This window comes from Sulfitobacter sp. 1A15299 (assembly GCF_043556915.1).
GTDB lineage: Bacteria > Pseudomonadota > Alphaproteobacteria > Rhodobacterales > Rhodobacteraceae > Sulfitobacter.
Window position 1 is genome coordinate 28904 of record NZ_JBIFFJ010000008.1, and the last position, 25043, is coordinate 53946.

At 63.1% G+C, this 25043-nt stretch carries 20 protein-coding genes; 8 read left to right on the plus strand and 12 right to left on the minus strand.

What is annotated here, in order from left to right; genetic code table 11:
• Positions 1–4 precede the first annotated feature (4 nt).
• Positions 5–790 carry a 3-hydroxybutyrate dehydrogenase gene (locus ACGYK7_RS10665; RefSeq protein WP_394402005.1) on the minus strand — a complete coding sequence of 262 codons (786 nt, stop codon included), beginning with the start codon at positions 788–790 and terminating at the stop codon, positions 5–7.
• 393 nt (positions 791–1183) lie between these two features.
• Between ACGYK7_RS10665 and ACGYK7_RS10670 the strand changes: the two genes are divergently transcribed.
• The gene (locus tag ACGYK7_RS10670; RefSeq protein WP_394402175.1) at positions 1184–2914 is read left to right on the plus strand and encodes an extracellular solute-binding protein; all 1731 of its coding nucleotides are present in this window, start codon (positions 1184–1186) and stop codon (positions 2912–2914) included.
• On the opposite strand, the gene ACGYK7_RS10675 is transcribed toward ACGYK7_RS10670, so the two are convergent.
• Positions 2903–3526 carry a helix-turn-helix domain-containing protein gene (locus tag ACGYK7_RS10675; protein ID WP_394402008.1) on the minus strand — a complete coding sequence of 208 codons (624 nt, stop codon included), beginning with the start codon at positions 3524–3526 and terminating at the stop codon, positions 2903–2905. The genes ACGYK7_RS10670 and ACGYK7_RS10675 overlap by 12 nt on opposite strands.
• A gap of 102 nt (positions 3527–3628) precedes the next feature.
• On the opposite strand from ACGYK7_RS10675, the gene ACGYK7_RS10680 reads away from it, so the two are divergent.
• Positions 3629–4273, plus strand: a complete 645-nt coding sequence (locus ACGYK7_RS10680) for a DsbA family oxidoreductase (RefSeq protein ID WP_394402011.1) — start codon at positions 3629–3631, stop codon at positions 4271–4273.
• Positions 4274–4421: 148 nt separating this feature from the next.
• The gene (locus tag ACGYK7_RS10685) at positions 4422–5627 is read left to right on the plus strand and encodes a multidrug effflux MFS transporter (RefSeq protein WP_394402177.1); all 1206 of its coding nucleotides are present in this window, start codon (positions 4422–4424) and stop codon (positions 5625–5627) included.
• Positions 5628–5646: 19 nt separating this feature from the next.
• Here ACGYK7_RS10685 and mfd read toward each other — a convergent pair whose 3' ends face one another.
• Together mfd and ACGYK7_RS10695 are read right to left on the minus strand one after the other, a co-directional pair.
• The gene (gene mfd / locus ACGYK7_RS10690) at positions 5647–9117 is read right to left on the minus strand and encodes a transcription-repair coupling factor (RefSeq protein ID WP_394402014.1); all 3471 of its coding nucleotides are present in this window, start codon (positions 9115–9117) and stop codon (positions 5647–5649) included.
• A 31-nt stretch (positions 9118–9148) separates the two neighbouring features.
• Positions 9149–9676, minus strand: a complete 528-nt coding sequence (locus tag ACGYK7_RS10695; protein ID WP_394402016.1) for a component of SufBCD complex — start codon at positions 9674–9676, stop codon at positions 9149–9151.
• A 119-nt stretch (positions 9677–9795) separates the two neighbouring features.
• On the opposite strand from ACGYK7_RS10695, the gene hemB reads away from it, so the two are divergent.
• Together hemB and ACGYK7_RS10705 are read left to right on the plus strand one after the other, a co-directional pair.
• A complete protein-coding gene (gene hemB, locus ACGYK7_RS10700) occupies positions 9796–10800 on the plus strand; it encodes a porphobilinogen synthase (RefSeq protein ID WP_394402018.1) in 1005 nt (334 codons plus the stop codon).
• Between the two features lie 126 nt (positions 10801–10926).
• Positions 10927–11493, plus strand: a complete 567-nt coding sequence (locus ACGYK7_RS10705) for a YSC84-related protein (RefSeq protein ID WP_394402020.1) — start codon at positions 10927–10929, stop codon at positions 11491–11493.
• An 87-nt stretch (positions 11494–11580) separates the two neighbouring features.
• Here the strand turns inward: ACGYK7_RS10705 and ACGYK7_RS10710 are convergent, their stop codons facing one another.
• Positions 11581–12453 (minus strand): NAD(P)-dependent oxidoreductase, encoded by an 873-nt coding sequence (locus ACGYK7_RS10710; protein ID WP_394402022.1) that lies wholly within the window; start codon positions 12451–12453, stop codon positions 11581–11583.
• Positions 12454–12549: 96 nt separating this feature from the next.
• Here ACGYK7_RS10710 and ACGYK7_RS10715 point away from each other — a divergent pair, with 96 nt between their 5' ends.
• Both ACGYK7_RS10715 and ACGYK7_RS10720 read left to right on the plus strand, forming a co-directional pair.
• Positions 12550–15018 carry a penicillin acylase family protein gene (locus ACGYK7_RS10715; protein ID WP_394402025.1) on the plus strand — a complete coding sequence of 823 codons (2469 nt, stop codon included), beginning with the start codon at positions 12550–12552 and terminating at the stop codon, positions 15016–15018.
• Complete coding sequence (locus ACGYK7_RS10720) at positions 15015–15581, plus strand: pseudouridine synthase (protein ID WP_394402028.1); 567 nt, start codon at positions 15015–15017, stop codon at positions 15579–15581. Before ACGYK7_RS10715 ends, ACGYK7_RS10720 begins: the two co-directional genes overlap by 4 nt.
• On the opposite strand, the gene ACGYK7_RS10725 is transcribed toward ACGYK7_RS10720, so the two are convergent.
• The 5 genes from ACGYK7_RS10725 to trkA all read right to left on the minus strand — a co-directional run bounded on the left by ACGYK7_RS10725 (position 15578) and on the right by trkA (position 20685).
• Positions 15578–15979: a DUF2177 family protein gene (locus ACGYK7_RS10725; protein ID WP_394402031.1), complete on the minus strand. Its 402-nt coding sequence runs from the start codon at positions 15977–15979 to the stop codon at positions 15578–15580. The genes ACGYK7_RS10720 and ACGYK7_RS10725 overlap by 4 nt on opposite strands.
• 97 nt (positions 15980–16076) lie before the next feature.
• The gene (gene hflX / locus ACGYK7_RS10730) at positions 16077–17375 is read right to left on the minus strand and encodes a GTPase HflX (RefSeq protein WP_394402033.1); all 1299 of its coding nucleotides are present in this window, start codon (positions 17373–17375) and stop codon (positions 16077–16079) included.
• A complete protein-coding gene (gene hfq / locus ACGYK7_RS10735; protein ID WP_007119530.1) occupies positions 17372–17611 on the minus strand; it encodes an RNA chaperone Hfq in 240 nt (79 codons plus the stop codon). The genes hflX and hfq overlap by 4 nt, the downstream gene beginning before the upstream one ends.
• Positions 17612–17741: 130 nt before the next feature.
• Positions 17742–19292 carry a TrkH family potassium uptake protein gene (locus ACGYK7_RS10740; RefSeq protein ID WP_394402035.1) on the minus strand — a complete coding sequence of 517 codons (1551 nt, stop codon included), beginning with the start codon at positions 19290–19292 and terminating at the stop codon, positions 17742–17744.
• A gap of 16 nt (positions 19293–19308) precedes the next feature.
• The gene (gene trkA, locus ACGYK7_RS10745; RefSeq protein WP_394402037.1) at positions 19309–20685 is read right to left on the minus strand and encodes a Trk system potassium transporter TrkA; all 1377 of its coding nucleotides are present in this window, start codon (positions 20683–20685) and stop codon (positions 19309–19311) included.
• Positions 20686–20811: 126 nt separating this feature from the next.
• Here trkA and ACGYK7_RS10750 point away from each other — a divergent pair, with 126 nt between their 5' ends.
• Positions 20812–21306 carry a hypothetical protein gene (locus ACGYK7_RS10750; protein ID WP_394402039.1) on the plus strand — a complete coding sequence of 165 codons (495 nt, stop codon included), beginning with the start codon at positions 20812–20814 and terminating at the stop codon, positions 21304–21306.
• A gap of 44 nt (positions 21307–21350) precedes the next feature.
• On the opposite strand, the gene ACGYK7_RS10755 is transcribed toward ACGYK7_RS10750, so the two are convergent.
• Both ACGYK7_RS10755 and ACGYK7_RS10760 read right to left on the minus strand, forming a co-directional pair.
• Positions 21351–22763 (minus strand): sigma-54-dependent transcriptional regulator, encoded by a 1413-nt coding sequence (locus tag ACGYK7_RS10755; protein ID WP_394402042.1) that lies wholly within the window; start codon positions 22761–22763, stop codon positions 21351–21353.
• Entirely contained in the window at positions 22756–25011 is a 2256-nt protein-coding gene (locus tag ACGYK7_RS10760; protein WP_394402045.1) for an ATP-binding protein, read from the minus strand. The genes ACGYK7_RS10755 and ACGYK7_RS10760 overlap by 8 nt, the downstream gene beginning before the upstream one ends.
• Between the last annotated feature and the right edge of the window lie 32 nt (positions 25012–25043).

Below are 25043 nucleotides of genomic sequence, written 5' to 3' on the forward strand. Positions count from 1 at the left end.
GCGCTTACAACGCCGTCCAGCCGCCATCGACACTGATCGTCGTGCCGGTGATCTGGGCCGCTGCATCCGAGCATAGGAAGGTCGCCGTGCCGCCCATCTGCTCAACAGTGGCGAATTCGCGCGACGGCTGCCGGGTGAGCATGACCTGTTCGATCACCTCTTCGCGGCTCATGCCATATTCCTTCATCGTGTCGGGAATCTGTTTCTCGACGATCGGGGTCAGCACATAGCCGGGGCAAATCGCGTTGCAGGTGATCGGGTCTTTCGCCGTCTCAAGCGCGGTGGTCTTGCTTAGGCCGACAATCCCATGTTTCGCGGCGATATAGGCGGATTTATAGGGCGATGCCGTCAGACCATGGGCCGAAGCGATATTGATCACCCGGCCCCAGCCCGCCGCGCGCATCATTGGCAACACCTCGGCGGTGGTGTGAAAGGCCGACGACAGGTTGATCGCGATGATCGCGTCCCATTTTTCGGTTGGAAACTCAGGGATTGGCGCGACATGCTGGATGCCTGCATTGTTCACCAAGATATCGCAGACCCCGGCTTCGGCAATCAAACGCCGACAGTCCGCCCCCTTGGACATGTCGGCCTTGATGTATCGGGCCGTTACGTTGCATGTCTGCGCAATCTCCTGCGCCAGCGCATGGTCCGCCTCGTCATCGGTAAAAGAGTTCAAAACGATATCGGCCCCGGCCCGCGCCAATTCCCAGGCGATGCCAAGTCCGATTCCAGAATTCGATCCCGTGATGACGGCTGTCTTGCCGGACAGGTCGATGGTGAAAGCCATGGCGCGTCTCCTTGTTCATGCTGCGCCTGCATCATGTACTGCGCGCGCGCCAAAGGGAAAGGGTTTGCGCGAAGGAGCTTAAGGGTCGGTGAAAATTGGCCAAAAAAAACGCCCGCGCGAGGCGGGCGTAAGTTATTGAGGCAGGTTTCATACAGGCAAGAAACCTATCGAGCAGTGACCTCTGTATACGCCTTTCACGCTCACAATCCAAGCTAAAAGTTTGATAAGGCGAGAATCCGCGGGTATGGAATAACTCCAACAAAATAAGGGCAGATCGTGATTGTTTCAAAAATGAGCTGGGAATTTTTCTCGAAAGCACGGGGCGTTGCGGCCCTTTCTTCACTGATTCTGCTCTCGGGCGCGGCATGGGCCGCCCCGCAACATGGAATCGCCATGTATGGCGAACCTGCTCTGCCGGCCGATTTCGACGCCCTTCCTTACGTGAACCCCGATGCCCCCAAGGGGGGCGAGATCGTTCTGGGCAATACCGGGGGATTCGACAGCCTCAACCCCTTCGTCCGCAAGGGCACCGCGCCTTGGCAATTGCCGCATTTCACCCATGAGACTTTGATGGGGCGATCCTGGGATGAACCCTTCGCGCTTTACGGTCTGCTGGCCGAAACGATCGAAGTGCCCGAGGACCGCTCTTGGGTGGCATTCACCCTGCGCGAAGAGGCGCGGTTTTCCGATGGCACGCCCGTCACCGTCGAGGATGTGATCTTTTCTTTCGATCTGCTCGGCACCGAAGGCCATCCCCGCTACCACGGGCTGCGCCAGCAGATCGACAGCATCGAACAGACCGGCCCGCGCAGCCTGCGGATGACTTTCAACAGCGACAACCGCGAGCTTGCCCTGCTCGCCGGGATGCGCCCCATCCTCAGCAAAGCGCAATGGGAGGGGCAGGACTTTGCCAATGCCCCCCTGTCCGAAATCCCTTTGGGCAGCGGCCCTTATACCATCACCGACTATCAAGCGGGCCGCCATGTTACGCTGACGCGCAACCCCGATTACTGGGGCGCAGAGGTGCCCTTTCGCCAAGGCACGCATAACTACGATGAGGTGAAGATCGACTTCTACGGCGATGCCAATGTGCTGTTCGAAGCCTTCAAGGCCGGTCAAATCTCTGCCGTGCGCGAATTCAACGCCGAGACTTGGGCCACGCAATACGACTTCCCCGCGATCACCCGGGGCGAGGTGGTGAAATCGACCTTCCCGCATAGCAAACCTTCCGGCATGACCGGTTTTGTCATGAACGCCCGCCGCGCGCCTTTCGACGATTGGCGGGTGCGCGATGCGCTGATCTCGGCCTTCAATTTCGAGTATATCAACGAGACCTTGACCGGCGGCACCCTGCCCCGGATCACCTCTTATTTCTCGAACTCCGACCTTGCCATGCGCGACGGTCCGGCGTCGGGGCGGGTGTTCGATTTGCTGGCCGATTACGCCGACACGCTGCCGCCCGGGACGGTGGATGGCTATCGGCTGCCGGTGGGCGACGGCTCTGCCCGCAATCGCGCAGGCATTCGCGCCGCGATGCAGCAGCTGAATGCCGCAGGCTATGAGGCCGAAGGTGGCGTCATGCGCCGGGGCGACGGCACGCCGCTGACCTTCACCATTCTCCTGTCTAAGGGGAGCCGTGAAAACCTAGCAATTGCAGAGCTTTACACGCAGGCTCTCAAGCGGCTTGGCATCACGGCCGAGATCGAAACCGTGGATGATGCGCAATTCGTCGCACGGCAGAACAGCTATGATTTCGACATGACGACTTTCCGCCGCGCCCTGTCGCTCAGCCCCGGTACGGAGCAGCGTTTCTACTGGGGGTCGGAGGCCGCCGATCTGCCCGGCACGCGCAACCTCATGGGTGTGCGCTCTCCGGCAGTGGATGCGATGATCGACCGGATGCTGCAGGCCCGCGAAACGGCGGATTTCGTGGCCGCCACCCGCGCGCTCGACCGGATCCTGACGGCAGGCCGCTATGTCATTCCCTTCTGGCAGTTCGACGAGGGGCTGATCGCCCATGACGCGCGCATGGCCTACCCCGAGACGATCCCGCTTTACGGCGATGGGCCGAACTTCATGCCCGAGGTCTGGTGGTGGGAACCGGCGGAGGGGTCAGACCAATGAGGTCACCCAGAGGATCGTCGCATCCTCATCGCTGAGCGAGACGACATTATGCCCCATGGTAGCGTCGTAATAGGCGCTATCGCCCCGGCGCATGTCGACGGGCTCGTAGAACTCGGTGAAAAGCCGCACCATACCGGTCAGCACATAGAGGAACTCTTCCCCGTCGTGGCGCACCCAGCCGTCGAATTCCTCCATCCGGCGGGCGCGAATGCGGGCGCGGTAGGGCAGCATCTGCTTCTTGCGCAGGGCATCGGCCAGCAGCACATGCTCGTAGGTGCCCGTGGCCTTGGGCGCGCCTTCCTCGGCACGAGTCACCGCCATGCGGCCCGTGATCTTTTCGCCCGCGGGCGGGGTGAAAAGCTGCGGCACGGTGATCTCCAGCCCCACAGCGAGCTTTTTCAGCGCGTCATAGGTGGGCGACATCAACCCGTTCTCGATCTTGCTCAGCGTGGAGCGTGCCAGCCCGGCCTGCCGCGCCGCCTGTTCAAGCGTCCAATTGCGCGCCTTGCGCAGCTCGCGCACCCTTGCACCAAGGTCGACCGGCGGCGCAGTCTCACTCGCGCCGCTTTCGCGGGCGATCTGGATCATGGAACGGGGCGGTGTATCTGTCATGGACCTGCTATAGCCGCGCCCCGGGGCGCTTGCAACGCCGCCCGCTTGCGATACCGGCCTCGGCCCGCTATGCCCATTGCGCAGCAATAGATGGGGCGCAGCATGGCCGAAGCGATCAAACTCGATATCATGTCCGACCCGATCTGCCCGTGGTGCTACATCGGCAAGGCGCATCTAGACCGCGCGTTGCAAGACCACCCCGACCACCCCTTTGCCATCGAATGGCACCCGTTCCAGCTAAACCCCGAGATGCCGCGCGAAGGCATGGACCGCCGCGCCTATCTTGAGGCTAAGTTCGGCGGCAAAGAGGGGGCCGTGCGCGCCTATGCACCGGTTGTGGAACATGCCGAAAAGGCCGGGCTGAAGATCAACTTCGAGGCCATGCAGCGCACGCCCAACACGCTGGATGCGCACCGCCTGATCCATTGGGCCGGGGTCGAAGGCCGCCAGACCGCCGCCGTCTCTGCCCTTTTCAAAGCCTATTTCGTCGAGGCCCGCGACATCGGTGACCACGAGGTGCTGGCCGATATCGCCGACAGTATCGAGATGGACGCCGCCGTGGTCACCCGCCTGCTGAAATCCGATGTCGATGCGCAGGACATCCGCGACCGCGACGCGCACAGCCGCAAGATGGGGGTGAATTCGGTGCCGACCTTCATCGTGGCCAACACCCATGCCGTGCCCGGCGCGCAGCCGCCCGAGCTATGGGCGCAGGTCATTGCCGATCTGACCAATCGGCAGGACTAAACAGGGCGGCAATCATTGCCAAGTTAAGCGTTCTCGACTATCGAGAGCGCAACCACAAGTTATTCCCTGAATCCTGCCCAAACGGATCCGCCGTTCGGGACAATCGCCGGAGTGCGCCTTCGTGACCACCGAAAATCCAAAATTCTCTATGGGGCGGATCGAATTCGTCGGCCTTATCGCGATGATGATCGCCACCATCGCCTTTTCCATCGACGCGATGCTGCCCGCCCTGCCCGAGATTGCGGCGGAACTGTCGCCCGAGATCGCCCACCGCGCCCCGCTGATCCTGACGGCCTTTGTGCTTGGCATGGGGCTGGGCACTTTCTTTAGCGGCGCGCTGTCGGATGCATTCGGCCGCCGCAACGTGGTCTTCGGCGGGGCCGCGCTTTATTGCCTTTCGGCCTTCGTCGCTTGGATGAGCAACTCTCTCGAAGTCATGCTGGTGGCGCGCGTCTTCCAAGGGCTCGGCGCCTCTGGCCCGCGTGTGGTGGCCGTGGCGATCATCCGTGACCTCTATGCGGGGCGCGAGATGGCGCGGATCATGTCGGTGGTGATGATGGTTTTCGCGCTGGTGCCCGCCTTGGCCCCGATGCTGGGCGCGGGGATCATTCTGACGGCGGGCTGGCGGGCGATTTTTGTCGCCTTCATTGCCTTTTCGCTCATTTCGGTCATCTGGATGGCCCTGCGCCTGCCCGAAACCCTCGCCCCCGAAGACCGCCGCCCGCTCCGCGCACGGCTGATCATTGGCGCGGTGCGCGAGTTGGTCGGCCATCCCACGGTGCGCCTGTCGATCCTTGTGCAGTCGCTTGCCATGGCGATGCTCTTTTCGATGCTGATGCTGGTGCAGCCGATCTATGACACCGTCTATGGCCGGGGCGAAAGCTTCCCGTTGTGGTTCGGCGGCATCGCCGTGGTGGCGGCCAGCGCCAGCCTGATCAACGCGCTTTTGGTGGTCCGCTACGGTATGCGGCGGCTGGTGACCATCGCTTTGGGCGTGCAAATCCTGCTGTCGGGGGCCATGTATTTTCTCAACCTCGGCGCCCTGCCCGACCCTTACGGCTTCGCCGCTTTCGTGTTCTTCCAGACTTGCCTGTTCTTCCAAGCGGGGCTGACTTTGGGCAACCTCAACGCCATCGCGATGGAGCCGATGGGCCATATCGCGGGCATGGCAGCCTCGGTCGTGGGGGCGATTTCCACCGTGCTGGCGGCGCTCATCGCCTCCCCTGTGGGGTTGATGTTCGACGGCACCACCAAGCCGCTGGCGCTGGCCATGCTGCTGATGGCAATCGCGGCCTATGCGCTGATGCTCTACATGGGTCGAGTGGAAAACCGGCAGCCGGCGGCCGCGGAATAACCGCCGCCTTTCGAAGGGCTTAGCCCTTTGCCTTCGCCTTTTTCGCGGTCTTTTCCTTGGCGATCACATGTTCGGCCAAGTCACGAGCAATGGCAAAGGCGCCCTTGATCTTATCGGCATCCGTCTTCCAATCGCGCCGCACGACAATCTTGTTGTCCTTGACCTTGGCCAGCCCGCGCTGGTCCTGAATGAACTTCACCAACCCTTCGGGCGAGGCGAATTTGTCGTTGTGGAACTGGATCGTCGCGCCTTTCGGCCCCCCGTCGAGCTTGGCGATCCCGGCGCGTTTGCACATTGCCTTGATCCGCACCACCAGCATCAAAGTGTTGACCTCTTTCGGCAGCTTGCCGAAACGGTCGATCAGCTCGGCGGCGAAGCCTTCCAACTCGACCTTGGTCGACAGCTCGCTGAGGCGACGGTAGAGGCCGAGGCGCACGTCGAGGTCCGGCACATAGTCATCCGGGATCAGCACCGGCACGCCAAGGTTGATCTGCGGCGCCCATTGCTCATCGGCCTCGGACAGCCCTTCAAGCTCGCCCGCCTTGATCTTGGCAATCGCCTCTTCCAGCATGGACTGATAAAGTTCGAAACCCACGTCGCGCATCTGGCCGGACTGTTCTTCGCCCAGCAGGTTGCCCGCCCCGCGAATGTCGAGATCTTGGGACGCCAGCGTGAAGCCCGCGCCGAGCGTGTCGAGGCTGCCCAGCACCCGCAGGCGCTTCTGCGCCGTGTCGGTCAGCTTGGCGCGCGGCTTGGTCGTGAGATAGGCATAGGCGCGGGTCTTCGACCGGCCCACACGGCCCCGGATCTGATAAAGCTGCGCTAGACCGAACATGTCGGCGCGGTGCACGATCATCGTATTGGCCGTGGGAATGTCGAGACCGGATTCGACGATTGTCGTGGCCAACAGAATGTCGAACTTGCCGTCGTAAAAGGCGTTCATCCGGTCGTCGAGCTCACCCGGCGCCATCTGGCCGTGAGCGATGACGTAAGAAAGCTCGGGCAGTTGCGCCTTCAGGAACTCCTCGATCTCGCGCAGGTCGCTGACGCGCGGCACCACGTAGAAGCTCTGCCCGCCGCGGTAATGCTCGCGCAAAAGCGCCTCGCGGATGGTCACCGCGTCGAACTCGCTGACATAGGTGCGGATCGAGAGGCGGTCGACAGGCGGCGTGCCGATGATCGACAGGTCGCGCACGCCGGTGAGCGACAGTTGCAAGGTGCGCGGGATCGGCGTGGCGGTGAGGGTCAGCACGTGGATATCCGTGCGCAGCGCCTTCAACCGCTCCTTATGGGTGACGCCAAAGTGTTGTTCTTCATCGATAATCAAAAGGCCAAGGTCGTTGAAACGAATGCCCTTGGCCAGCAGCGCATGGGTGCCGATGACGATATCGACCGTGCCCTTGGCCATGCCGTCGCGCGTTGCCGCCGCCTCCTTGGCCGAGACGAAGCGGCTGAGTTGGCGCACGTTGATCGGGAAGCCGCGAAAGCGTTCGGCAAAGCTCTTGTAGTGCTGCCGCGCCAGCAGGGTCGTCGGCGCGATCACCGCCACCTGCACGCCCGACATGGCCGCGACGAAGGCCGCGCGCATCGCTACCTCGGTTTTGCCGAACCCCACATCGCCGCAGACCAGACGGTCCATCGGATTGCCGCTGGTCAAATCGTCGATCACATCGCCGATGGCGCGAAGCTGGTCGTCCGTCTCCGTGTAAGGGAACCGGGCCGAGAAGGCATCCCACATGCCCGGCGGCGGGTCGAGCACCGGCGCTTTTCGCAGGCTGCGTTCGGCGGCGATCCGGATGAGCTTATCCGCCATCTCGCGAATGCGCTCTTTCAACTTGGCCTTTTTCGACTGCCACGCGCCACCGCCGAGCTTGTCCAAAAGCCCTTCCTCGTGCCCGTAGCGCGACAGCAGTTCGATATTCTCCACCGGCAGGTAAAGCTTTGACTGTTCAGCATATTCCAGCACGAGACATTCATGCGCAGCCCCTGCGGCGGTGACGACCTCAAGCCCGTGATAGCGCCCGATGCCGTGGTCGACATGAACCACCAGATCGCCGGGGCTGAGGCTTTGGGCCTCGGTCAGGAAGTTCTCGGCCCGACGCTTGCGTTTCGGCGCGCGGATGAGCCGGTCGCCCAGCACGTCCTGTTCTGAGATCACCGTCATCCCCGGCGCCTCGAACCCATGCTCCAGCGCCCAGACCGCCAGATGCAAGCCCCGCTTGCCGATGCGGGTGGCATCCATCACCGGGATCGCTTCGGCCAGACCCTCGTCTTCGATCAGCCCAGTCAGGCGCTCCCGCGCGCCTTCGGAGTAGCTGGCGATCAGCACCGGCCCAACTTCAAGCTTTGCTTTAATATGTGCGGCCAAAGCACCGAAAAGGCTGATGGATTCCTGCTGACGCTCAGGGGCGAAATTGCGCCCGAGCCGCGCGCCCGCGTCCAGCACGCCCGGCCCCGTGGGCTGCGGCAGCGGGTTGAACTGGATGACGCGGTGGTCCAGCAGCGCTTGGGTCCAGGCGTCATCGGTCAGGTACAGCCCCTCAGGTGGGGCGGGTTTGTACACGCTGTCCATTTTCGAGCGCGTCTTCATCGCCAGTTTGCGGGTCTCATATTGGTCGGCGATTGTTTCCCACCGCGCAATCCGCATCGGGGTCAGTTGATCGTCTAATGTGACCGTCGCCTTGGGCAGATAGTCGAAAAGCGTTTCCAGATCGTCGTGGAAAAACGCGAGCCAATGCTCCGCGCCCTGATGTTTGCGGCCCGCGCTGATCGCCTCGTAAAGCGGATCGTCGGTGCCTGCGGCGCCGAACTCGATGCGGTAGTTCTGCCGAAAGCGGGTGATCGCCGCCTCGTCGAGAATGACCTCGCTCACCGGGGCAAGTTCCACCAGATCGAGCTTTTCTGTGGTCCGCTGCGTCGCCGGATCAAACCGCCGCGCGCCATCCAGCACATCGCCGAAAAGGTCGAGCCGCACCGGGCCAAGATCGCCGGGCGGGTAGATGTCGATGATGCCGCCGCGCACCGCGTAATCGCCCGGCTCCATCACCGTGGGGCTTTGCACAAAGCCCATGCGCACCAGAAACGCGCGCAGCGCCTTTTCGTCGATCCGGCTGCCGACGCGGGCGGCAAAGGCCGCATCGCGCAGGGTGTCGCGGGCGGGGATGCGTTGGCTGGCCGCGTTCAAGGTCGTCAGCAGGACGAACTGATCGGGCATCCCATGCACCAGCGCCGCCAGCGTCGCCATCCGCCGGGCGGAGATATCGGCATTGGGCGACACCCGGTCATAGGGCAGGCAGTCCCACCCCGGGAAGGTGACGACCGGCATGTCGGGGGCGTAGAACCGCAAGGCGGCTTGCATCGCCGCCATGCGTTTGTCATCGCGCGCCACATGGACCACCGGCTGGCCGCCCTTGGCGATTTCATCGAGGATGGCGCGGGCATCATAGCCTTCGGGAACGCCGGAGAGGGTGATATTGCGCGGATCGTTCATCGGGTCTCAATTGGCCCTCGGAGGGGGGCTGTCAACCCGCCAGCGGGCCGATGCTTAGATTTTGATACATTCCCCAAAGCGCGGTCACGAAGATCGAGATCATGCCGATGATCTGGGTGTAAAGCCGGTGCCGCATCAAGCGCCGCCGCAACACCTCGCCGGTTGAACCTTCGATGCGAATGAGACGCGCCGTCGACAGGCTCAAAAGCCCTACAAGCGACATCGGAAAACCCAAGAGCAGCAGGGCTTGCGCGAATTCGATGCCATAGACGAAGCCCAGGAGCACCAGAGAGGTCAACGCGAAGAACCCCAGCCCCAAGAGCCACAGCCCCGAGACCTGCGAGATATAGAGCATCCGGTTCACGTTGATCCGCACGATGTCTTCCAGATCGGCCTCGGCCTCTCCGCCATAGCGCCGGGCGCGCAGGACCATGTCGAAGGGCACGCCCAGCACCCAGTGACTTGCCGTCGACCACATCACAGCCAGCGCGATCCAGAACCAAAGGTTCGAGAAAGAGCGCATGTCGATCATTTCGAAAAGGGTTTGATACCAGTCCAAGGCGTGCTCGTCCGAATATTGAGTTCGGTTCTCTTAGCGGTCCGGCGCGACAATTCATAGGGTTGAGGCGTTCAAAAATACATGGCAAGCCCTTGCCGAGCCATTCTGAGGTATAATTGATGCAACCCGTCCACGCCCCCTTCCCCGCCACACGCCTGCGCCGCACCCGTGCCAATGCCGGTATCCGCGCGCTGGTGCGCGAGAATGACCTGCAATTGGGCGATCTGATCTGGCCGGTTTTCGTGCGCGAAGGCGAAGGCGTGGAAGAGCCGATCCCCTCGATGCCCGGTGTCATGCGCCGGTCGGTCGACATGCTGGTCCCGGCGGTGCGCGCGGCGGCGGATTTCGGCATCGGCACGGTCTGCGTCTTTCCCTATACCGGGCCCGAGGACCGGACCGAGGATTGCGCCCGCGCATGGGATCCGCAGAACGCCACCAACCGCGCCATCGCCGCGATTAAAGCGGCGGTGCCGGACATGGTGGTGATGACCGATGTGGCGCTCGATACCTATAACATCAACGGCCATGACGGTTTCGTCGAAGACGGCATCATCGTGAACGACCGCACGGTCGAGGCGCTGGTCAAGATGGCGCTGGCACAGGCCGAAGCGGGGGGGGATATCATCGGCCCGTCGGATATGATGGACGGGCGCATCGGCGCGATCCGCGCCGGTCTCGAAGAGGCCGGACATCAGGACGTGATGATCCTGAGCTACGCCGCCAAATACGCCAGTGCTTTTTATGGCCCGTTCCGCGACGCGGTCGGTGCCTCTTCGGCGCTGAGCGGCGATAAGAAGACCTATCAGATGGATCCGGCCAATAGTGACGAGGCGCTGCGGCTGGTGGCGCGCGACCTCTCGGAAGGGGCGGATATGGTCATGGTGAAGCCGGGGATGCCCTACCTTGATATCTGCCGCCGGGTAAAAGACGCCTTCGGCGCGCCGACCTTTGCCTATCAGGTCTCGGGTGAATACAGCATGATCAAGGGCGCAGCGGACCAAGGCTGGATCGACGGCGAACGCGCGATGATGGAGAGCCTTCTGGCCTTTAAACGCGCAGGCTGCGACGGCGTGCTGACCTATTTCGCCCCCGATGTCGCCCGGCTTTTGCACAAAAGCGCGTGACCTAAGGGCGTAAATCTGCGCACAGGGGCCAATGAACATGACAAACCGCGTGATTATGCGTAATCTCGCGGGCAAGTCGGGAAAACCGGCAGCAGGCAACCGATCTTGAATATACAGGCAGAAAAGATGACCAAACAGACATATAACCGGCGCTTCGTGACATTGGGCGCCCTTACGGCGCTTGGCGCGACCGCGGCCTGCGGCAATGGCGTGGGCGGACGCGGCAGCGCGATGATCGACGCGCGCGTGGATGCGACACTGGCCGAGATGTACCGCGGCTATCCTAACACCCGCCAATTGGCGCAAAAGGCCAATGGCATGTTGGTCATGCCGCTGGTGACCGAAGCGGGCCTCGGCTTTGGCGGTGCCTACGGGCGCGGCGCGCTGCGCGTCAACGACGTGACGGTGGACTATTATTCGGTGACCAAAGCCTCGGGCGGTTTGCAGATCGGCGCGCAGCAATATGCGCATGTGCTGTTCTTCATGACCGAACCCGCCCTGCGCGAATTCCGCAGCTCGCCCGGTTGGGCGGCGGGCGCCGGTCTGGAATATGTGATTTCGGACAAGGGCGACAGCGTCAGCGCGGATACCACCACCGTCATGGCCCCGGTTCTGGCCGCCGTTTTTGGCCGCGCGGGCCTGCGCATCGGCGCGACGCTAGAAGGCACGAAATACACGCGGATCATTCCCTAAGGGACGCCCATGCCCGCGAAAAGCAAACGCCCGGCGTTAAGCCGGGCGTTTTTGTTTGGGGCAAAGGCCAAAACGGCCCGTCGCGCGTCACCCGAGGTTCTGCAACCGTTTAAACAGGCTCGACGTATCCCAACGCGCGCCGCCCATCTTCTGCACGTCCTTATAGAACTGATCGACCAGCGCAGTCACCGGCAGGCTCGCTCCCGTCTCGTCCGCCGCATCGAGACAGATGCCCAGATCCTTGCGCATCCAATCCACCGCGAAGCCGTGATCGAACTTGTCGTCGAGCATGGTCTCATAGCGGTTCGCCATCTGCCATGAGCCTGCCGCGCCTTGGCTGATCACCTCGACCACCGCGCGGCCATCAAGACCGGCCTTCTCAGCGAAATGCAGCGCCTCTGACAGGCCCTGCACCAGCCCCGCGATGGCGATCTGGTTGCACATCTTGGTCATCTGGCCCGCGCCGCTCTCACCAATGCGGCGGCAGATTTTCGCGTAGACCTCCATGATCGGCAGTGCCCGGTCGAAAGCGCCTTCGTCGCCGCCGCACATGATCGACAATTGGCCGTTCTCCGCCCCCGCCTGACCGCCCGAGATCGGGGCGTCCACAAAGCTCACCTGCGCGTCATCTGCGGCGGCATAAAGTTCGCGCGTCACAGCCGCCGAAACGGTGGTGTGATCGACAAAGATCGCCCCTGCCGTCATGCCGCCAAAGGCCCCGTCTTCTCCCAAACAGACCGAGCGCAGATCGTCGTCATTGCCCACGCAGGCGATCACAAAATCCGCATCCTTTGCCGCCGCACGCGGGGTCTTGGCCATGGCGCCGCCATAGGTTTTCACCCAGTCGTCGGCCTTGGCTTCGGTGCGGTTGTAGACGGTCACATCGTGGCCCGCCTTTTGCAGATGCCCCGCCATCGGAGCCCCCATGACCCCCAGTCCCAAAAACGCGAGCTTTGCCATGTGCTTTTCCTTATCATTCAGTTGCGTTATTCCCTGTCATTACACCTACCACCCTGCGCGCTCCGGTCAATCTGCGCGCCAGTCGAGGATCCCCCGATGGCATTGATGTTTCGCTGGCTTATCCGATTGGCGGTGTTTCTCGTCACGCTGAGCGTCGTGGTTTTGCTGCTGGTCTATTGGTTCGCCGCGCGGTCCCTGCCCGACTATGACGATACGGTCGAGGTCGCAGGCGTCAGCGCCCCGGTCGAGATCGTGCGCGACAACGCCAATGTGCCGCATATCTTCGGGCAGAGCGATGAGGATGTCTTTTTCGGCCTCGGTTTCGCCCATGCCCAAGACCGGCTCTGGCAATTGATCACCCTGCGGCGCACCGCGCAGGGGCGGCTGTCCGAGGTCTTCGGCACCGCCACCATCACCACCGACAAGCTGATGCGGCGCTATGACATCTACCGCCTTGCCGTGGCGGCGGCGGATAAGCTCGACCCCGAAACCGAAGCGGCGCTTGAAGCCTATTCCGCCGGGATCAATGCGCGGCTGGATCAGATCAACACCGAAGCCTTGGGCCGCGGTGCGCCCGAGATGTGGCTGTTCAACGCGCCCATGGCCCCGTGGCGGCCCGCGGATTCACTGGCGGTGACCAAGCTTATGGGCCTGCAAATGTCGGGCCATCTGGAGGCCGAGGTGCTGCGCGCACGGGTGTCTCTTGAGTTAAGCGACCAAGACCGTCTGCGCGACATCCTGCCCGAAGCGCCGGGCAGCGGGGTCGCCGCCCTGCCCGAATATGCGGCCCTCTTTCCCGAGGTCGCCCGCCGCCACGCCGCCGCAGCGCCGGCAGACAGCCACCCGGTGTCGCCCTTCAAACGGCAGGCCTTTGCCGGGGCCTCCAACGCTTGGGCCGCCGCGCCCTCGCGCTCTGCCGCGGGGGGCACGCTTTTGGCCAATGACCCGCATTTGGGCTTCACCGCGCCCGCGATCTGGTATCTCGCCCGGTTGGAGCTTGAGACCGGCGGCGTGATCGGTGGCACCATCCCGGGCATGCCCGTGGTGCTCACCGGCCGCAGCGCCGATCTGGGCTGGGGGCTGACCACCGCCTATGTCGACGATCAAGACGTCTATATCGAAGAGTTGAACCCCGATAATGCCGAGGAATACCGCACCCCCGACGGGTTCAAGAAATTCCGCAAACGCTCTTCCATCATCAATATCGCCGATGCCGATCCGATCACCGTCACCCTGCGCTGGACCGACAATGGCCCGGTGCTGCCCGGCAGCCATTACAACCTTGGCAGCATCACCCCGCCGGGGCATGTCGCCTCAGTCGCCGCGACCCTCCTGACCGAAGAAGACACCTCGCTGGCCGCCGCGATGAAGGTGATGCGCGCGAAATCGGTGCAGCAGGCGATCAATGCCGCGACGGACTATGTGGCGCCCGCCCAAAACCTCACGCTGGTCGACCGCGACACCATCGCGATGAAGACCATCGGCGCCATGCCGCGCCGCGATGCCAATCACCAAAGCGAAGGGCGCATGCCCAGTCCCGGTTGGATCGCCGCCAACCGTTGGGACGGGATGCTGCCCTATACCGCGAACCCCGAGTTCGTCGCCCCCGCGGGCGGCATCCTCGGCAATACCAACAACAAGACCGTCGACCGCCCCTTCCCTAACCACGTCTCCTTTGTCTGGGGCGACACGCAGCGGGTGCAACGCTGGCAGCGGCTGATGCAGAACCGCGAGGTCCACACCCGCGACAGTTTCATCGAAGCGCAGCTCGATACCGTCAGCCCCACGGCCCGGTCGCTGCTGCCGCTCATCGGCGCCGAGCTGTGGTTCACCGGAGAAGCCGCCCCAGACGGCACGCCCGAGCGCCAGCGCCAGCGCGCGCTCGACCTGCTCGCCGGTTGGTCGGGTGAGATGAACGAACACCTGCCCGAGCCGCTGATCTATGCCGCGTGGATCCGCGCGTTACAGGACCGGCTGATCCGAGACGAACTTGGACCGCTGGCCGAGGAATTCACCCATATCCAGCCGCTCTTTATCGAACGCGCCTTTCGCGATGTGCAGGGCGCTGCGAAATGGTGTGACGTGCGCCAATCCGCACCGGTCGAGACCTGCCACGACATGGCCCGGCTGGCGCTCGACGATGCGCTGCTCTGGATCAAAGAGACATGGGGCACACAGCTTGAATCGCTCCGCTGGGGTGATGCGCATCAGGCGACCCATGACCACCCCGTGCTGGGCGAAGTGCCGCTTTTGCGCTACTTCGTGAACATCCGCCAGTCGACCTCGGGCGGGGACAATACCCTGCAACGCGGGTTGACACGCGGCACCGGCAAAGACCCGTTTTATAATGTGCATGGCGCAGGCTATCGCGGCGTTTACGATTTCGCCGATCCCGACAGTTCGGTCTTTGTCACCTCCACCGGGCAATCGGGGCATTTCCTGTCGCGGCATTACGATGATCTGGCGCAGCTTTGGCGGCGGGGCGAGTATATTCCGATGTCGCTGGACGCCGAACTGGCCCGCGCCGCCGCCGTGGGCGTGACCCGATTGGAGCCTGCCCAATGACCGCCCGCGTGATCCTGCTGAACAAACCCTACGGCGTGCTGTCGCAATTCACCGACAAGGGCACCGAAGGCAGCACGCGGCCCACCCTCTCGGCCTATGTCGATGAAAAGGGGTTTTATCCCGCGGGGCGGCTTGACCGCGACAGCGAAGGGCTTTTGGTGCTGACCGACCACGGCCCACTTCAGGCCCGTATCGCACATCCGAAATACAAACGGCCCAAAAGCTATCTGGTGCAGGTCGAAGGCACGCCGGATGCCGCAGCGCTCGACGCGCTGCGCAAAGGTGTCGAACTGAAGGACGGTCTTACGAAGCCTGCCCAAGTGGAGCAGATCGACGCGCCCGATCCGCTTTGGCCCCGCGACCCGCCGGTGCGTTTTCGCAAGACGGTGCCCGACGCTTGGCTGCGCATCACCATCCGCGAGGGGCGCAACCGGCAAGTGCGGCGCATGACGGCTCATGTCGGCTTGCCCACGCTGCGGCTGATCCGCGAAAGCGTGGGCGATTGGACACTCGCCGGGCTGCAACCCGGCGCTTGGCGCTGGTCGACCGAAATGGGCCGTTAGGTGAAGGCGCGGGTGATCGCCACACCCGCCGTCGCCGCCGTCCCGGTCAGGACCGATCCCCAAGTGAAGTCGCGCGCGACCATGGGCCATGTCCAATCCTTAAGCGTCGCCAGATTGGTGAACTCATAGGTGCCATAGCCCATCGCCCCGATCAGCAGCGCATTGCCAAAAACCCACAGCAGCGAATGATCCTGCACCATCGCGGGCCAAGACACGAACCACAGCACCACGGCCACGAAGAAGGCATAGAAGATCAGCGCCGGGGCGATGCGGAATTCATCCAACAGCCAGTCGCCGATATCACGCTCGAACGCAGGTTTGATGAGATAGGTCAGCCCGAGATAGTCCAGCCCGAGGAAGATGACGACGGTTGAGAGGTAAAGGATAACGAGGGTCATGTGGCGCGCTCCGTTTCTGGTCATAGGACCATATGCGGCGCGCAGCGCGGAATTCGATGCCGGGGGCGGCAAAATTTCACCGCCCATGGCGGACCCGTCAAATTTGCTGGAATTCAGCCTCCTGCCGCGCGGACCAGCGCACGGTGATCTCGAACCCGTCATCGGTCTGGCGCTCGCCCTCGACCACGTCCTGCGCAAACAGCCAGGCGCGTTTCTTGCCGTCGGCGAAACCAAGGGTCAACATAGCCTCGCGCACGGCACCTTGCAGCGCCTCGGCAATGGTTTCTTGCAGCGTCTCAAGCCCTTCGCCGGTGATGGCCGAGATCGCCAGCACGTCACCGTTGCGCGCAGCACGGGCGCGCATGGCCTCGGCCCGGTCTTCGGGCAGCAGGTCGAGCTTGTTCCAAACCTCGAAACTGCGGGTCTCTTTCGGCACACCGAGAGAGGCGAGAATATCGCGCACGTTCTGGGCCTGCTCCTCGGTCTCGGCATGAGAGACATCGCGCACGTGGCAGATGATATCGGCGGCCAAAACCTCTTCCAGCGTGGCGCGGAAGGCGGCGACGAGTTCCGTGGGCAGATCGCTGATGAAACCCACCGTGTCGCTGAGGATGATCTCAGGCCCATCGGGCAGCACGAGGCTGCGCATGGTCGGGTCGAGCGTGGCAAAGAGCATGTCTTTGGCCATGACCTCGGCCCCGGTCAAACGGTTGAAAAGCGTGGATTTCCCGGCGTTGGTATAGCCCACAAGTGCCACGATCGGGAACGGCACCTTGGCCCGCGCGGCGCGGTGCAGGGCGCGGGTTTTCACGACCTTTTCCAACTGGCGGCGCAGGCGCACCAATTGGTCGTCGATGGCACGGCGGTCGGCCTCGATCTGGGTCTCACCCGGCCCGCCGACAAAGCCCAAACCGCCCCGCTGCCGCTCAAGGTGGGTCCATGCCCGGACAAGCCGCGTGCGCTGGTAGTTCAGCGCGGCCATCTCAACCTGAAGCACCCCCTCGCGGGTCGCCGCACGATCGCTGAAAATTTCCAGAATCAGCCCGGTCCGGTCGAGCAGTTTGACCCCCCAAGCCTTCTCAAGATTGCGCTGCTGCACCGGGGTCACAGGGCCATCGACCAGCACGAGGTCGACCTCAGCCCCCTTCATGCGCTGTTCAAGCTCTTCGATCTTGCCCTTGCCGAAAAGCATACCCGCATGCACCGTGCGCAGGGGCACGATCTCGGAGCCGACGACCTGCAACTCGGGCAGCGCCTCGGCCAATGCCACAGCTTCGGCCAGCGCGGGCTCAGGCGCGCGCCGGTCGTTGTCGGACTTGATATCAGGATGCAGCACCCAAGCGCGCGTCACGCGGGGCCCGTCGCTGTTGTCGATCTGAAATGCTGGACGGCTCAAGAAGCGTCTTCGCCCTCATATAGGCTGATCGGCTGGCTTGGCATGATGGTCGAAATCGCGTGTTTGTACACAAGTTGCGATTGACCGTCGCGGCGCAGCAGAACGCAGAAGTTGTCAAACCATGTAATGACGCCCTGCAATTTGACGCCATTGATCAGGAAAATTGTCACCGGTACTTTGGTCTTGCGCACGTGGTTGAGGAACGCATCCTGAAGGTTCTGTCTGTCTGACGCCATGGTAGTCTCGCCTTTTGTTCTTGCTGGCGTCCGCGTACCGGACCCCCCCATTGCCTCAAGTATGGAGTGCGAAAGCGTGAGTTTCCAGCCCCAATATCAGAGGACTAGAGTGGTTCTAGCGCTAAACGTGTCAAGCGCGCCACAAATTCGGGGTCATCAGCGCAATAATCGCCAAGGTTTCCAGTCGCCCCAGCACCATAGCACCGCTAAGGATGACTTTGGCCGCCAAACCCAGCTCGATTAGGTGAATGGGCTTGTCGGCGGCATGTTCGATCAGCGGCCCGGTGGTGGAGAGCGTGGCCACAGACATGACCACCGCCGCATCGAAGGACGCGCCTGTCAGGGTCAGCAACAGAGTCACCCCAGCCAGTGACATGGCAAAGAGCATGAAAAAGATCCAAGCGATGAAAGCCCCGTTGCTTTGCAAACGCCGCCCGGCCGCCCCCGCCCCGCTGACGGAGTTGGGATAGACCAGCCGGTCCATCTCACGCACCCCGTTCTGATACAGGGCGAAGACCCGCAGCAGTTTCACCCCGCCCGCCGTGGTGGCCACCCCGCCGCCGATCAGCGCAAGCCCCATAAGCACCAGCCCCGGCGTGCGCAGCCCCGACCAATTCTGCGCCTCGGCCCAATGTTCGGAGACGAAACCGGTGGTCGACAGGAAGGACAGCACCGTGAACAGCCCGCCCCAAAGCGCGTGTAAGGCGCGGGTGCCGTCAACCTCGACCTCAACCTCAAAAGCGCCGATCCAATGGCGCGCGAACAGCAGCAGCGGCACGCCGATCACCACCAGAATACCGATGCGAAACTCAGGGTCGGTCATCAGCCCGCCTTGGGTCGCCGTGACGGTATCCTTGGAAAAGGTTAGCCGCGACAGGGCGAAAAGCATGAAGAGCATCATCACCGCCTCGCCCGTCACCCCGACCTGCGCCTCGGCCACGCCACCGATGGGCGAAATGCCCGACGTCGCCATGACCGACATCGCGTGACAAAGCGCCACCAAGGCCGTCTCTCCCCCGATGACCAGCAAGAGCCACAGCAGGAGCGTCAGCCCGAAGTAGATCGGCAGCAGCGCCTGTGTCGTGCGCGGCAGCCGCTGGCGTGGGGTGATCCGGCCCATGCGCGTGTTGATCCGGTCATCAGGCCGCCCCGGCTCGGCCTGCGCCGTGACCTCGAATCCGCCCAAATGCAGCGGGGCCAGAATGGCCGAGGCCGTGACCCACATGAGCAGCCCGCCCATCCAGCCAACCTGCGCACGCCACAGGTGCAGCGTGTCGCTCAGCCGTTCGGGGTTGAACATGGTGGCCCCGGTGGTGGTCAGGGCGCTGACCATCTCGAAATAGACATTCACGAAACGCGTCGTCGGCAGTGCTTCAAGAAAAGGTACCGCAAAGAAGACCGGCAGCAGCACAAAGGCCGAGAGCAGCGACAAAAGCGGCCCAAGCGCCCCGTCCAAGGGTTTGCGCCCGGCATGGGCGATGGCGATGAGCGTAAAGGCCACAAGCCCCAGAAGCCCCGCATAGAGAAAGGCGCGGCTGGCCAAATGATCGTTCATCACCAACCCGTGTATCGACGGCAGGATCATCGACAGGGCGGAGACACCGAACAACTGCAAGAACAACGGCAGCTGCACGATCTCTCGGCGGATGCCGGTCGGGCCTATGCGGGTCGGTTGCGTCACAAAGGCGCTCCTGCGGTTAGAAAAAGTCGATCGAGACCTGCAAAAGCTGTTCGACCCGGGGCACGTCCTCGGCCAGAGCAAAGAGGGCGACCACATCGCCCTCGTCGATCCGCGTGCTGCCCAGGGGGCGAATGACCTTGCCTTCCTTACGCAGCATGCCGATCAAAACGCCCTCGGGGAAGTCGATTTCCGACACTTTCTTACCGGCGAGGGGCGAGGTCGAGAGCACTTCGGCCTCGATCACCTCGGCTTCGGCATCACCGATGGAATAGACCGCCCGCACCCGGCCATGACGGATATGGCGCAGGATCGAACTCACGGTGGTGGCGCGCGGGTTGATATAGGCGTCGATGCCGAGGTGGGTCATCAGCGGCACCAGCGTCGGGTCATTGATCAGCGCGATGACATAGGGGCAGCCCTCGGCCTTGGCGCGGACGCAAGACAGCATGTTGGTCTTGTCATCATCGGTCACCGCCAGCATCGCATCGGCGCGGCTGATGCCAGCCTCGGCCAGCAGGGCCGCATCCAGCCCGTCGCCATTGAGCACGATGGTCCGCTCCAACCCTTCGGCGGCGCGTTCGGCGCATTTGCGGTTCTTCTCGATCATCTTGGTGCGCACGCGCAGAGGCCCGCTTTCCAAATGCTGCGCCACGGTCAGCCCGACATTGCCCCCGCCCACCAGCACGACACGCTCTTGCTTGGTGGTTTGCTTGCCGAAAATCTCCATCGTGCGGGCGATGTCGTCGCGATGCGAGAAAACATAGCAATCATCCCCGACGAAAAGCTGGTCCTTCGCCTCGGGCGCAAACAGCGTGCCGTCGCGGCGCACGCCCACGACCACGGCGCGCAGGGTCGAGAAGAGATCGGTCAGCTGCCGCAGCGGCGTATTCACCACCGGGCAATCGCTGTCGATCGAGATGCCCAACAGCTGCGCCTGCCCGTCCATGAAAATCTCGGTGTCGAAAGCGGCGGGCGCACTGAGCCGCTGAAGCGCTGCGGTCGCGACCTCCTTCTCGGGCGAGATCACCACGTCGATCGGCATGTGATCGCGGCGGTAGAGGTCAGAGTAGATCGCATCGAGATAGGATTGGCTGCGCAGCCGCGCGATCTTGCGGTTGATGCCAAAGACCGAATGCGCCACCTGACAGGTCACCATATTGACCTCATCGGAATGGGTCGCGGCGATGATCATCTCGGCGTCGCGCGCGCCCGCCCGGTCCAGCACATCAGGGTAGCTCGCAAATCCGGCGATGCCCTGAACATCCAGCGTATCGGTGGCGCGGCGGATCAATTCGGCATTGCTGTCGACCACGGTCACATCGTTGCGCTCTCCGCTGAGGTGACGGGCAATCTGCCAACCCACCTGCCCTGCGCCGCAAATGATGATTTTCATGAAGGCTTCCTTACCCTGAGCAAAGATCGTGTGAGGGTTGTCTTAGGTCGGTTAGAGGGCATGACAGATGGGTTGGCAAGGGTCAAATCAATTGTCTTTACCCCGCAACGGCGGCATGATGGGGCCATGAAACCGATATTCCCTCGCCCCTCCCGCGCTGCTGTCGCCCTGACCTTTGTCGGCTTGGCCGCGGCGGCCTGTGCGCCGCTCAACACCTATTACAAACCGGGCGCGAGTGTCGCGCAGGTCAACCGCGCCACCACCGCTTGCGAGGTTCAGGCCCTGCGCGACGTGCCGATCTCAACACAAATCCGCCGCGAGCCGCCGCGCTACGTGCCCGCGCGCCGCCTCTGCGATGCCGATAACAATTGCACCACGCGGGGCGGTTTTTACGTGCCGGGGGAATTGGTGACCTTTGACCCGAACGAAGACCTGCGCAACCGGGTCGAGGCGCAATGTATGGCCGACCAGGGCTTTGCGCCCGTGTCGATCCCCGCTTGCCCCGGCAATGTGGCCCGTGCGGCACCGACGCGGGCAACGACCACCCTGCCCACGCTCAACCCCAAGTCCTGCGTGATCCGCAACAACGACGGGTCGTTCCAGATCGTCACCCAAGGGTGACGCGGACGCGCGGGGCACAGCCCCCCGCGCGCGACCGGCGGCGCTTAGCCCGCCGCTTCGACTTCCTCGTCCACATGGGCCACGCGCACGCCCGCTTTGGCCGAAGTCACGACGCCGAGCGATTTCAGCTTGCGGTGCAGGGCGCTGCGCTCCATCCCCACAAAATTCGCGGTGCGGCTGATGTTGCCGCCGAAACGGTTGATCTGGGTCAGAAGATACTCCCGCTCAAACGCCTCGCGCGCTTCGCGCAGCGGCAGCGTCGCCAAGGCGCCTGAGAGCACCACGCGCCCCTCATCGCCGCCGTTCTCTTCCTCGCCCGGCAGTTCCCGCGCTTCGATCGGGCCGGTGCCATCGCCGAGGATCAGCACCCGTTCGACAAGGTTCTTGAGCTGGCGCACATTGCCCGGCCAGACCATCGTTTGCATCAGCGCCACGGCATCTTCGGTCAACGCGCGCTGCGGCAAACCTTGCGAGGCGTTGAATTCGGCGATGAAATGTTCGGCCAGCAGCGGGATATCCTCGCGGCGCTCTTCAAGCGAGGGCACGGCGATCGGCACGACGTTCAGACGGTGATAGAGTTCCTGCCGGAAAGTATCGGCCTTGATCGCCTGATCCAGGTCGCGGTTCGTCGAAGAGATCACCCGCAGATCGACCCGGACCTTATCCGTCCCGCCAACGCGGGTGAATTGTTGATCGACCAAGACCCGCAGGATCTTGGACTGGGTGCCAAGCGGCATGTCGGCGACCTCATCGAAATAGATCACCCCGCCGTGGGCTTGCTCCAGCAACCCCGGCTCGACCCCCCGGTCGGGGGTCTCACGGCCAAAAAGCACCTCTTCCATCCGGTCGGGCGCCACCCCGGCGCAGTTGACGGTGACGAAGGGCGCCGAGGCGCGGGCGGAATGGGCGTGAATATAGCGGGCGGCCACCTCCTTGCCCGATCCGGCGGGGCCGGTCAGCAACACGCGGCCATTGGATTTGGTCACCTTGTCAAGCTGGCCCAGCAGCGCCCGATAGGGCGCCGAGGTGCCGATCATCTCGGAGGTCGCCACATCGCGGCGCTTGAGGTTCTGGTTTTCCCGGCGCAGGCGCGAGGTTTCCATGGCGCGACGGATCACCACCAGCAACTGGTCAATGTTGAACGGCTTTTCGATGAAGTCGTAAGCGCCCTGTTTGATCGCCGCCACGGCAATTTCGATATTGCCATGGCCCGAGATAATCACCACCGGCACATCCGGGTTGTCGCGCTTGACCGTTTTGAGAATGTCGATCCCGTCCATGCGGCTGTCTTTCAGCCAGATATCAAGGATGATCAGGGCCGGTGCCTCGGTATTGATCTCGGCCATCGTCTCATCCGAATTGCTGGCCAATCGCGTGGCGAAACCCTCATCCTCAAGGATATCCGAGATCAACTCACGGATGTCGCGTTCGTCGTCTACAATCAGAATGTCACTCATCTGCCTTATCCCCTTGGTCTGTCGTTGCGTCGATGGCCAATGGCAGCGAAATGACTGCCATGGCACCGTGATGGTCTTGCCCGTCGAATGCAGGCGCGGTTTCGAGCGTCAGGCTGCCGCCGTGTTCCTCGATAATCTTTTTGACGATCGGCAGGCCCAGCCCCGTGCCTTCGCTGCGCGTGGTCACATAGGGCTCGAAGAGCCGCGCGCGGTCTTCGGGCAGGCCAATGCCATTGTCGGCGATGGTCAGCCGCAAAAGCCGATTCTCGGGCATCAGCGTCACGCGGATCTGCGGCGCATGCCCTGCGGGCGGGCCTTCTTTCTTCAGGCTTTCAATGGCTTCGCCTGCGTTCTTGATCAGATTGGTCAGCGCCTGCGAAATCATCGTGCCGTCAATATTGGCCATGACCGGCTCTGCGGGCAGGTCGAGCTTGATCGCCACCTCTTCCTGCCGGCTTTGCTGAAGCAATACCGCGTCGCGCAGCAACTGGCGGATGTCCTGACGGCTGGTTTCCGGCTCGGGCATCCGCGCGAATTTCGAGAATTCGTCGACGATGCGCCGCAGATCGCCCGTCTGGCGAATGATCACACCGGTCATCTGCTCCAGCGCGTCGTCATCGCCCTCGGCCATCTTGGGGCCGAACTTGCGGCGGATGCGTTCGGCGCTTAGCTGGATGGGCGTCAGCGGGTTCTTGATCTCATGCGCGATGCGCCGTGCGACATCACCCCATGCGGCCATGCGCTGCGCCGAGACCAGATCGGTCACATCGTCAAAGGCCACCACATATCCCTCTAGATCGCCGTCCTTGGACCGCCGGGTCGCCATGCGGACCAAGAGGTTCTCCATCGCCCCTTGGCGCGAGACCTTGACCTCGGCCTGCGCGACCTCGTCCGAGGCAGCCTTGACCGTCTCGAACAGCGGCCCGAACTCCGGAACGGCAAGGGTCAGCGGCAGGCTTTGCTGATCTTCCGACCAATCCAACAGCCGCATGGCCGAGCGGTTGACGAAGGTCACGCGCCCCTCGGGGTCGAGCCCCACCACGCCCGAAGTCACCGAGCTTAGCACGGAATCAAACAGGCGGCGGCGACGCTCGATCTGATCAGTATTCTCCAACAGCGTCTCGCGCTGGCCCTTCAACTGCCGGGTCATTTGGTTGAAGTAACGGCCCAGCATGGCGATCTCGTCATCGCCCTCTTCCTCGCGGACCTGCACGTTCAAATCGCCTGCGCCCACCTGCTGCGCGGCCCCCGTGAGCCGCCCGACCGGCCCGGAAAGACGCTCGGCGAACCATAGGCCCAGCCAGACGGCGGCCAGAATTAGGATCACCGCAAAGCCCAGATAGACAAGGGCGAATTCGAACAGCAGCCGCCCGCGTTCGGATTCAAGCTGTTGGTAGAGGCGCACCGTCTCTTTGGTTTCGTCCAGCAGCGCCAGAATCTCGCCATCCACTGCGCGGGAGACATAGAGGAAACGATCAACATAGGCGTCCATCGGCACCAGTGCGCGAAATTCGTTGTTGGGCCAGTCCTCGATGACCAAAAGCCCCTCGTCGCTGGCAGCTTCAAGCTGCGCCTCGGTGGGGGCTTCGAAATCAAAGAGATAGGACCGATCCCCCCGCGCCCGGATCTGCGCGGTGCTGTCGATCAGAAAGGCCTCGCGCAGCCCCCGTTGGATTTGCCGCTGGCCCTCGCCCAAAAGCTCGCTGTCGCTCAGGTTGATGCCCTGCGCGCGGGCGTTGTCGATGCTGCGGGCAAGGGTCTGCGCGTCCAAGATCAGCGCTTCGCGCTGCTCGGCCTCATAGGCCTCTGCCGCCGCGAGGGATGAGCCGACCACGCCGCTCACCCGGTCAGAGAACCAGCCTTCGAGCCCGACATTCACCGTCAGCCCTGCAAAAATCGCCACCGTGACCGTGGGGATCAGCGCCATCAGCGCAAAGACCCCCGTCAACCGCAGGTGCAACCGCGAGCCTGCCGATTTGGCGCGCCGCGCCGAGATCAGCCGCCCGACTTGGATAAGCACCAGCGCCGCCACCAGCAGCACATAAACCAGATCGGTCAAGAGAATGAGCCGCAGGTTGAGCGTATCCGCCCCCTGCCCTAACGGCCCGAGTGCCAAATAGGTCGCCAGCGCCAACACCGGCCCCAGCACCACCAGCCCGAAGGTGGACCAATTGCGCAGCCGTTTGACCCGCCTGAGACGCCCCAACCGCTCGAGCTTGAACCTGCGTGACCGGGTTGCCACCCGCATACCTCACCGATGTTGTGATGCATCGCTGCATC

Coding starts and splice junctions, on each gene's coding strand:
- ACGYK7_RS10665 (WP_394402005.1), bottom strand. CDS start 790: ATGGCTTTCACCATCGACCTGTCCGGCAAGACAGCCGTCATCACGGGA.
- ACGYK7_RS10670 (WP_394402175.1), top strand. CDS start 1,184: ATGTATGGCGAACCTGCTCTGCCGGCCGATTTCGACGCCCTTCCTTAC.
- ACGYK7_RS10675 (WP_394402008.1), bottom strand. CDS start 3,526: ATGACAGATACACCGCCCCGTTCCATGATCCAGATCGCCCGCGAAAGC.
- ACGYK7_RS10680 (WP_394402011.1), top strand. CDS start 3,629: ATGGCCGAAGCGATCAAACTCGATATCATGTCCGACCCGATCTGCCCG.
- ACGYK7_RS10685 (WP_394402177.1), top strand. CDS start 4,422: ATGGGGCGGATCGAATTCGTCGGCCTTATCGCGATGATGATCGCCACC.
- mfd (WP_394402014.1), bottom strand. CDS start 9,117: ATGAACGATCCGCGCAATATCACCCTCTCCGGCGTTCCCGAAGGCTAT.
- hemB (WP_394402018.1), top strand. CDS start 9,796: ATGCAACCCGTCCACGCCCCCTTCCCCGCCACACGCCTGCGCCGCACC.
- ACGYK7_RS10705 (WP_394402020.1), top strand. CDS start 10,927: ATGACCAAACAGACATATAACCGGCGCTTCGTGACATTGGGCGCCCTT.
- ACGYK7_RS10710 (WP_394402022.1), bottom strand. CDS start 12,453: ATGGCAAAGCTCGCGTTTTTGGGACTGGGGGTCATGGGGGCTCCGATG.
- ACGYK7_RS10715 (WP_394402025.1), top strand. CDS start 12,550: ATGGCATTGATGTTTCGCTGGCTTATCCGATTGGCGGTGTTTCTCGTC.
- ACGYK7_RS10720 (WP_394402028.1), top strand. CDS start 15,015: ATGACCGCCCGCGTGATCCTGCTGAACAAACCCTACGGCGTGCTGTCG.
- ACGYK7_RS10725 (WP_394402031.1), bottom strand. CDS start 15,979: ATGACCCTCGTTATCCTTTACCTCTCAACCGTCGTCATCTTCCTCGGG.
- hfq (WP_007119530.1), bottom strand. CDS start 17,611: ATGGCGTCAGACAGACAGAACCTTCAGGATGCGTTCCTCAACCACGTG.
- trkA (WP_394402037.1), bottom strand. CDS start 20,685: ATGAAAATCATCATTTGCGGCGCAGGGCAGGTGGGTTGGCAGATTGCC.
- ACGYK7_RS10750 (WP_394402039.1), top strand. CDS start 20,812: ATGAAACCGATATTCCCTCGCCCCTCCCGCGCTGCTGTCGCCCTGACC.
- ACGYK7_RS10755 (WP_394402042.1), bottom strand. CDS start 22,763: ATGAGTGACATTCTGATTGTAGACGACGAACGCGACATCCGTGAGTTG.
- ACGYK7_RS10760 (WP_394402045.1), bottom strand. CDS start 25,011: ATGCGGGTGGCAACCCGGTCACGCAGGTTCAAGCTCGAGCGGTTGGGG.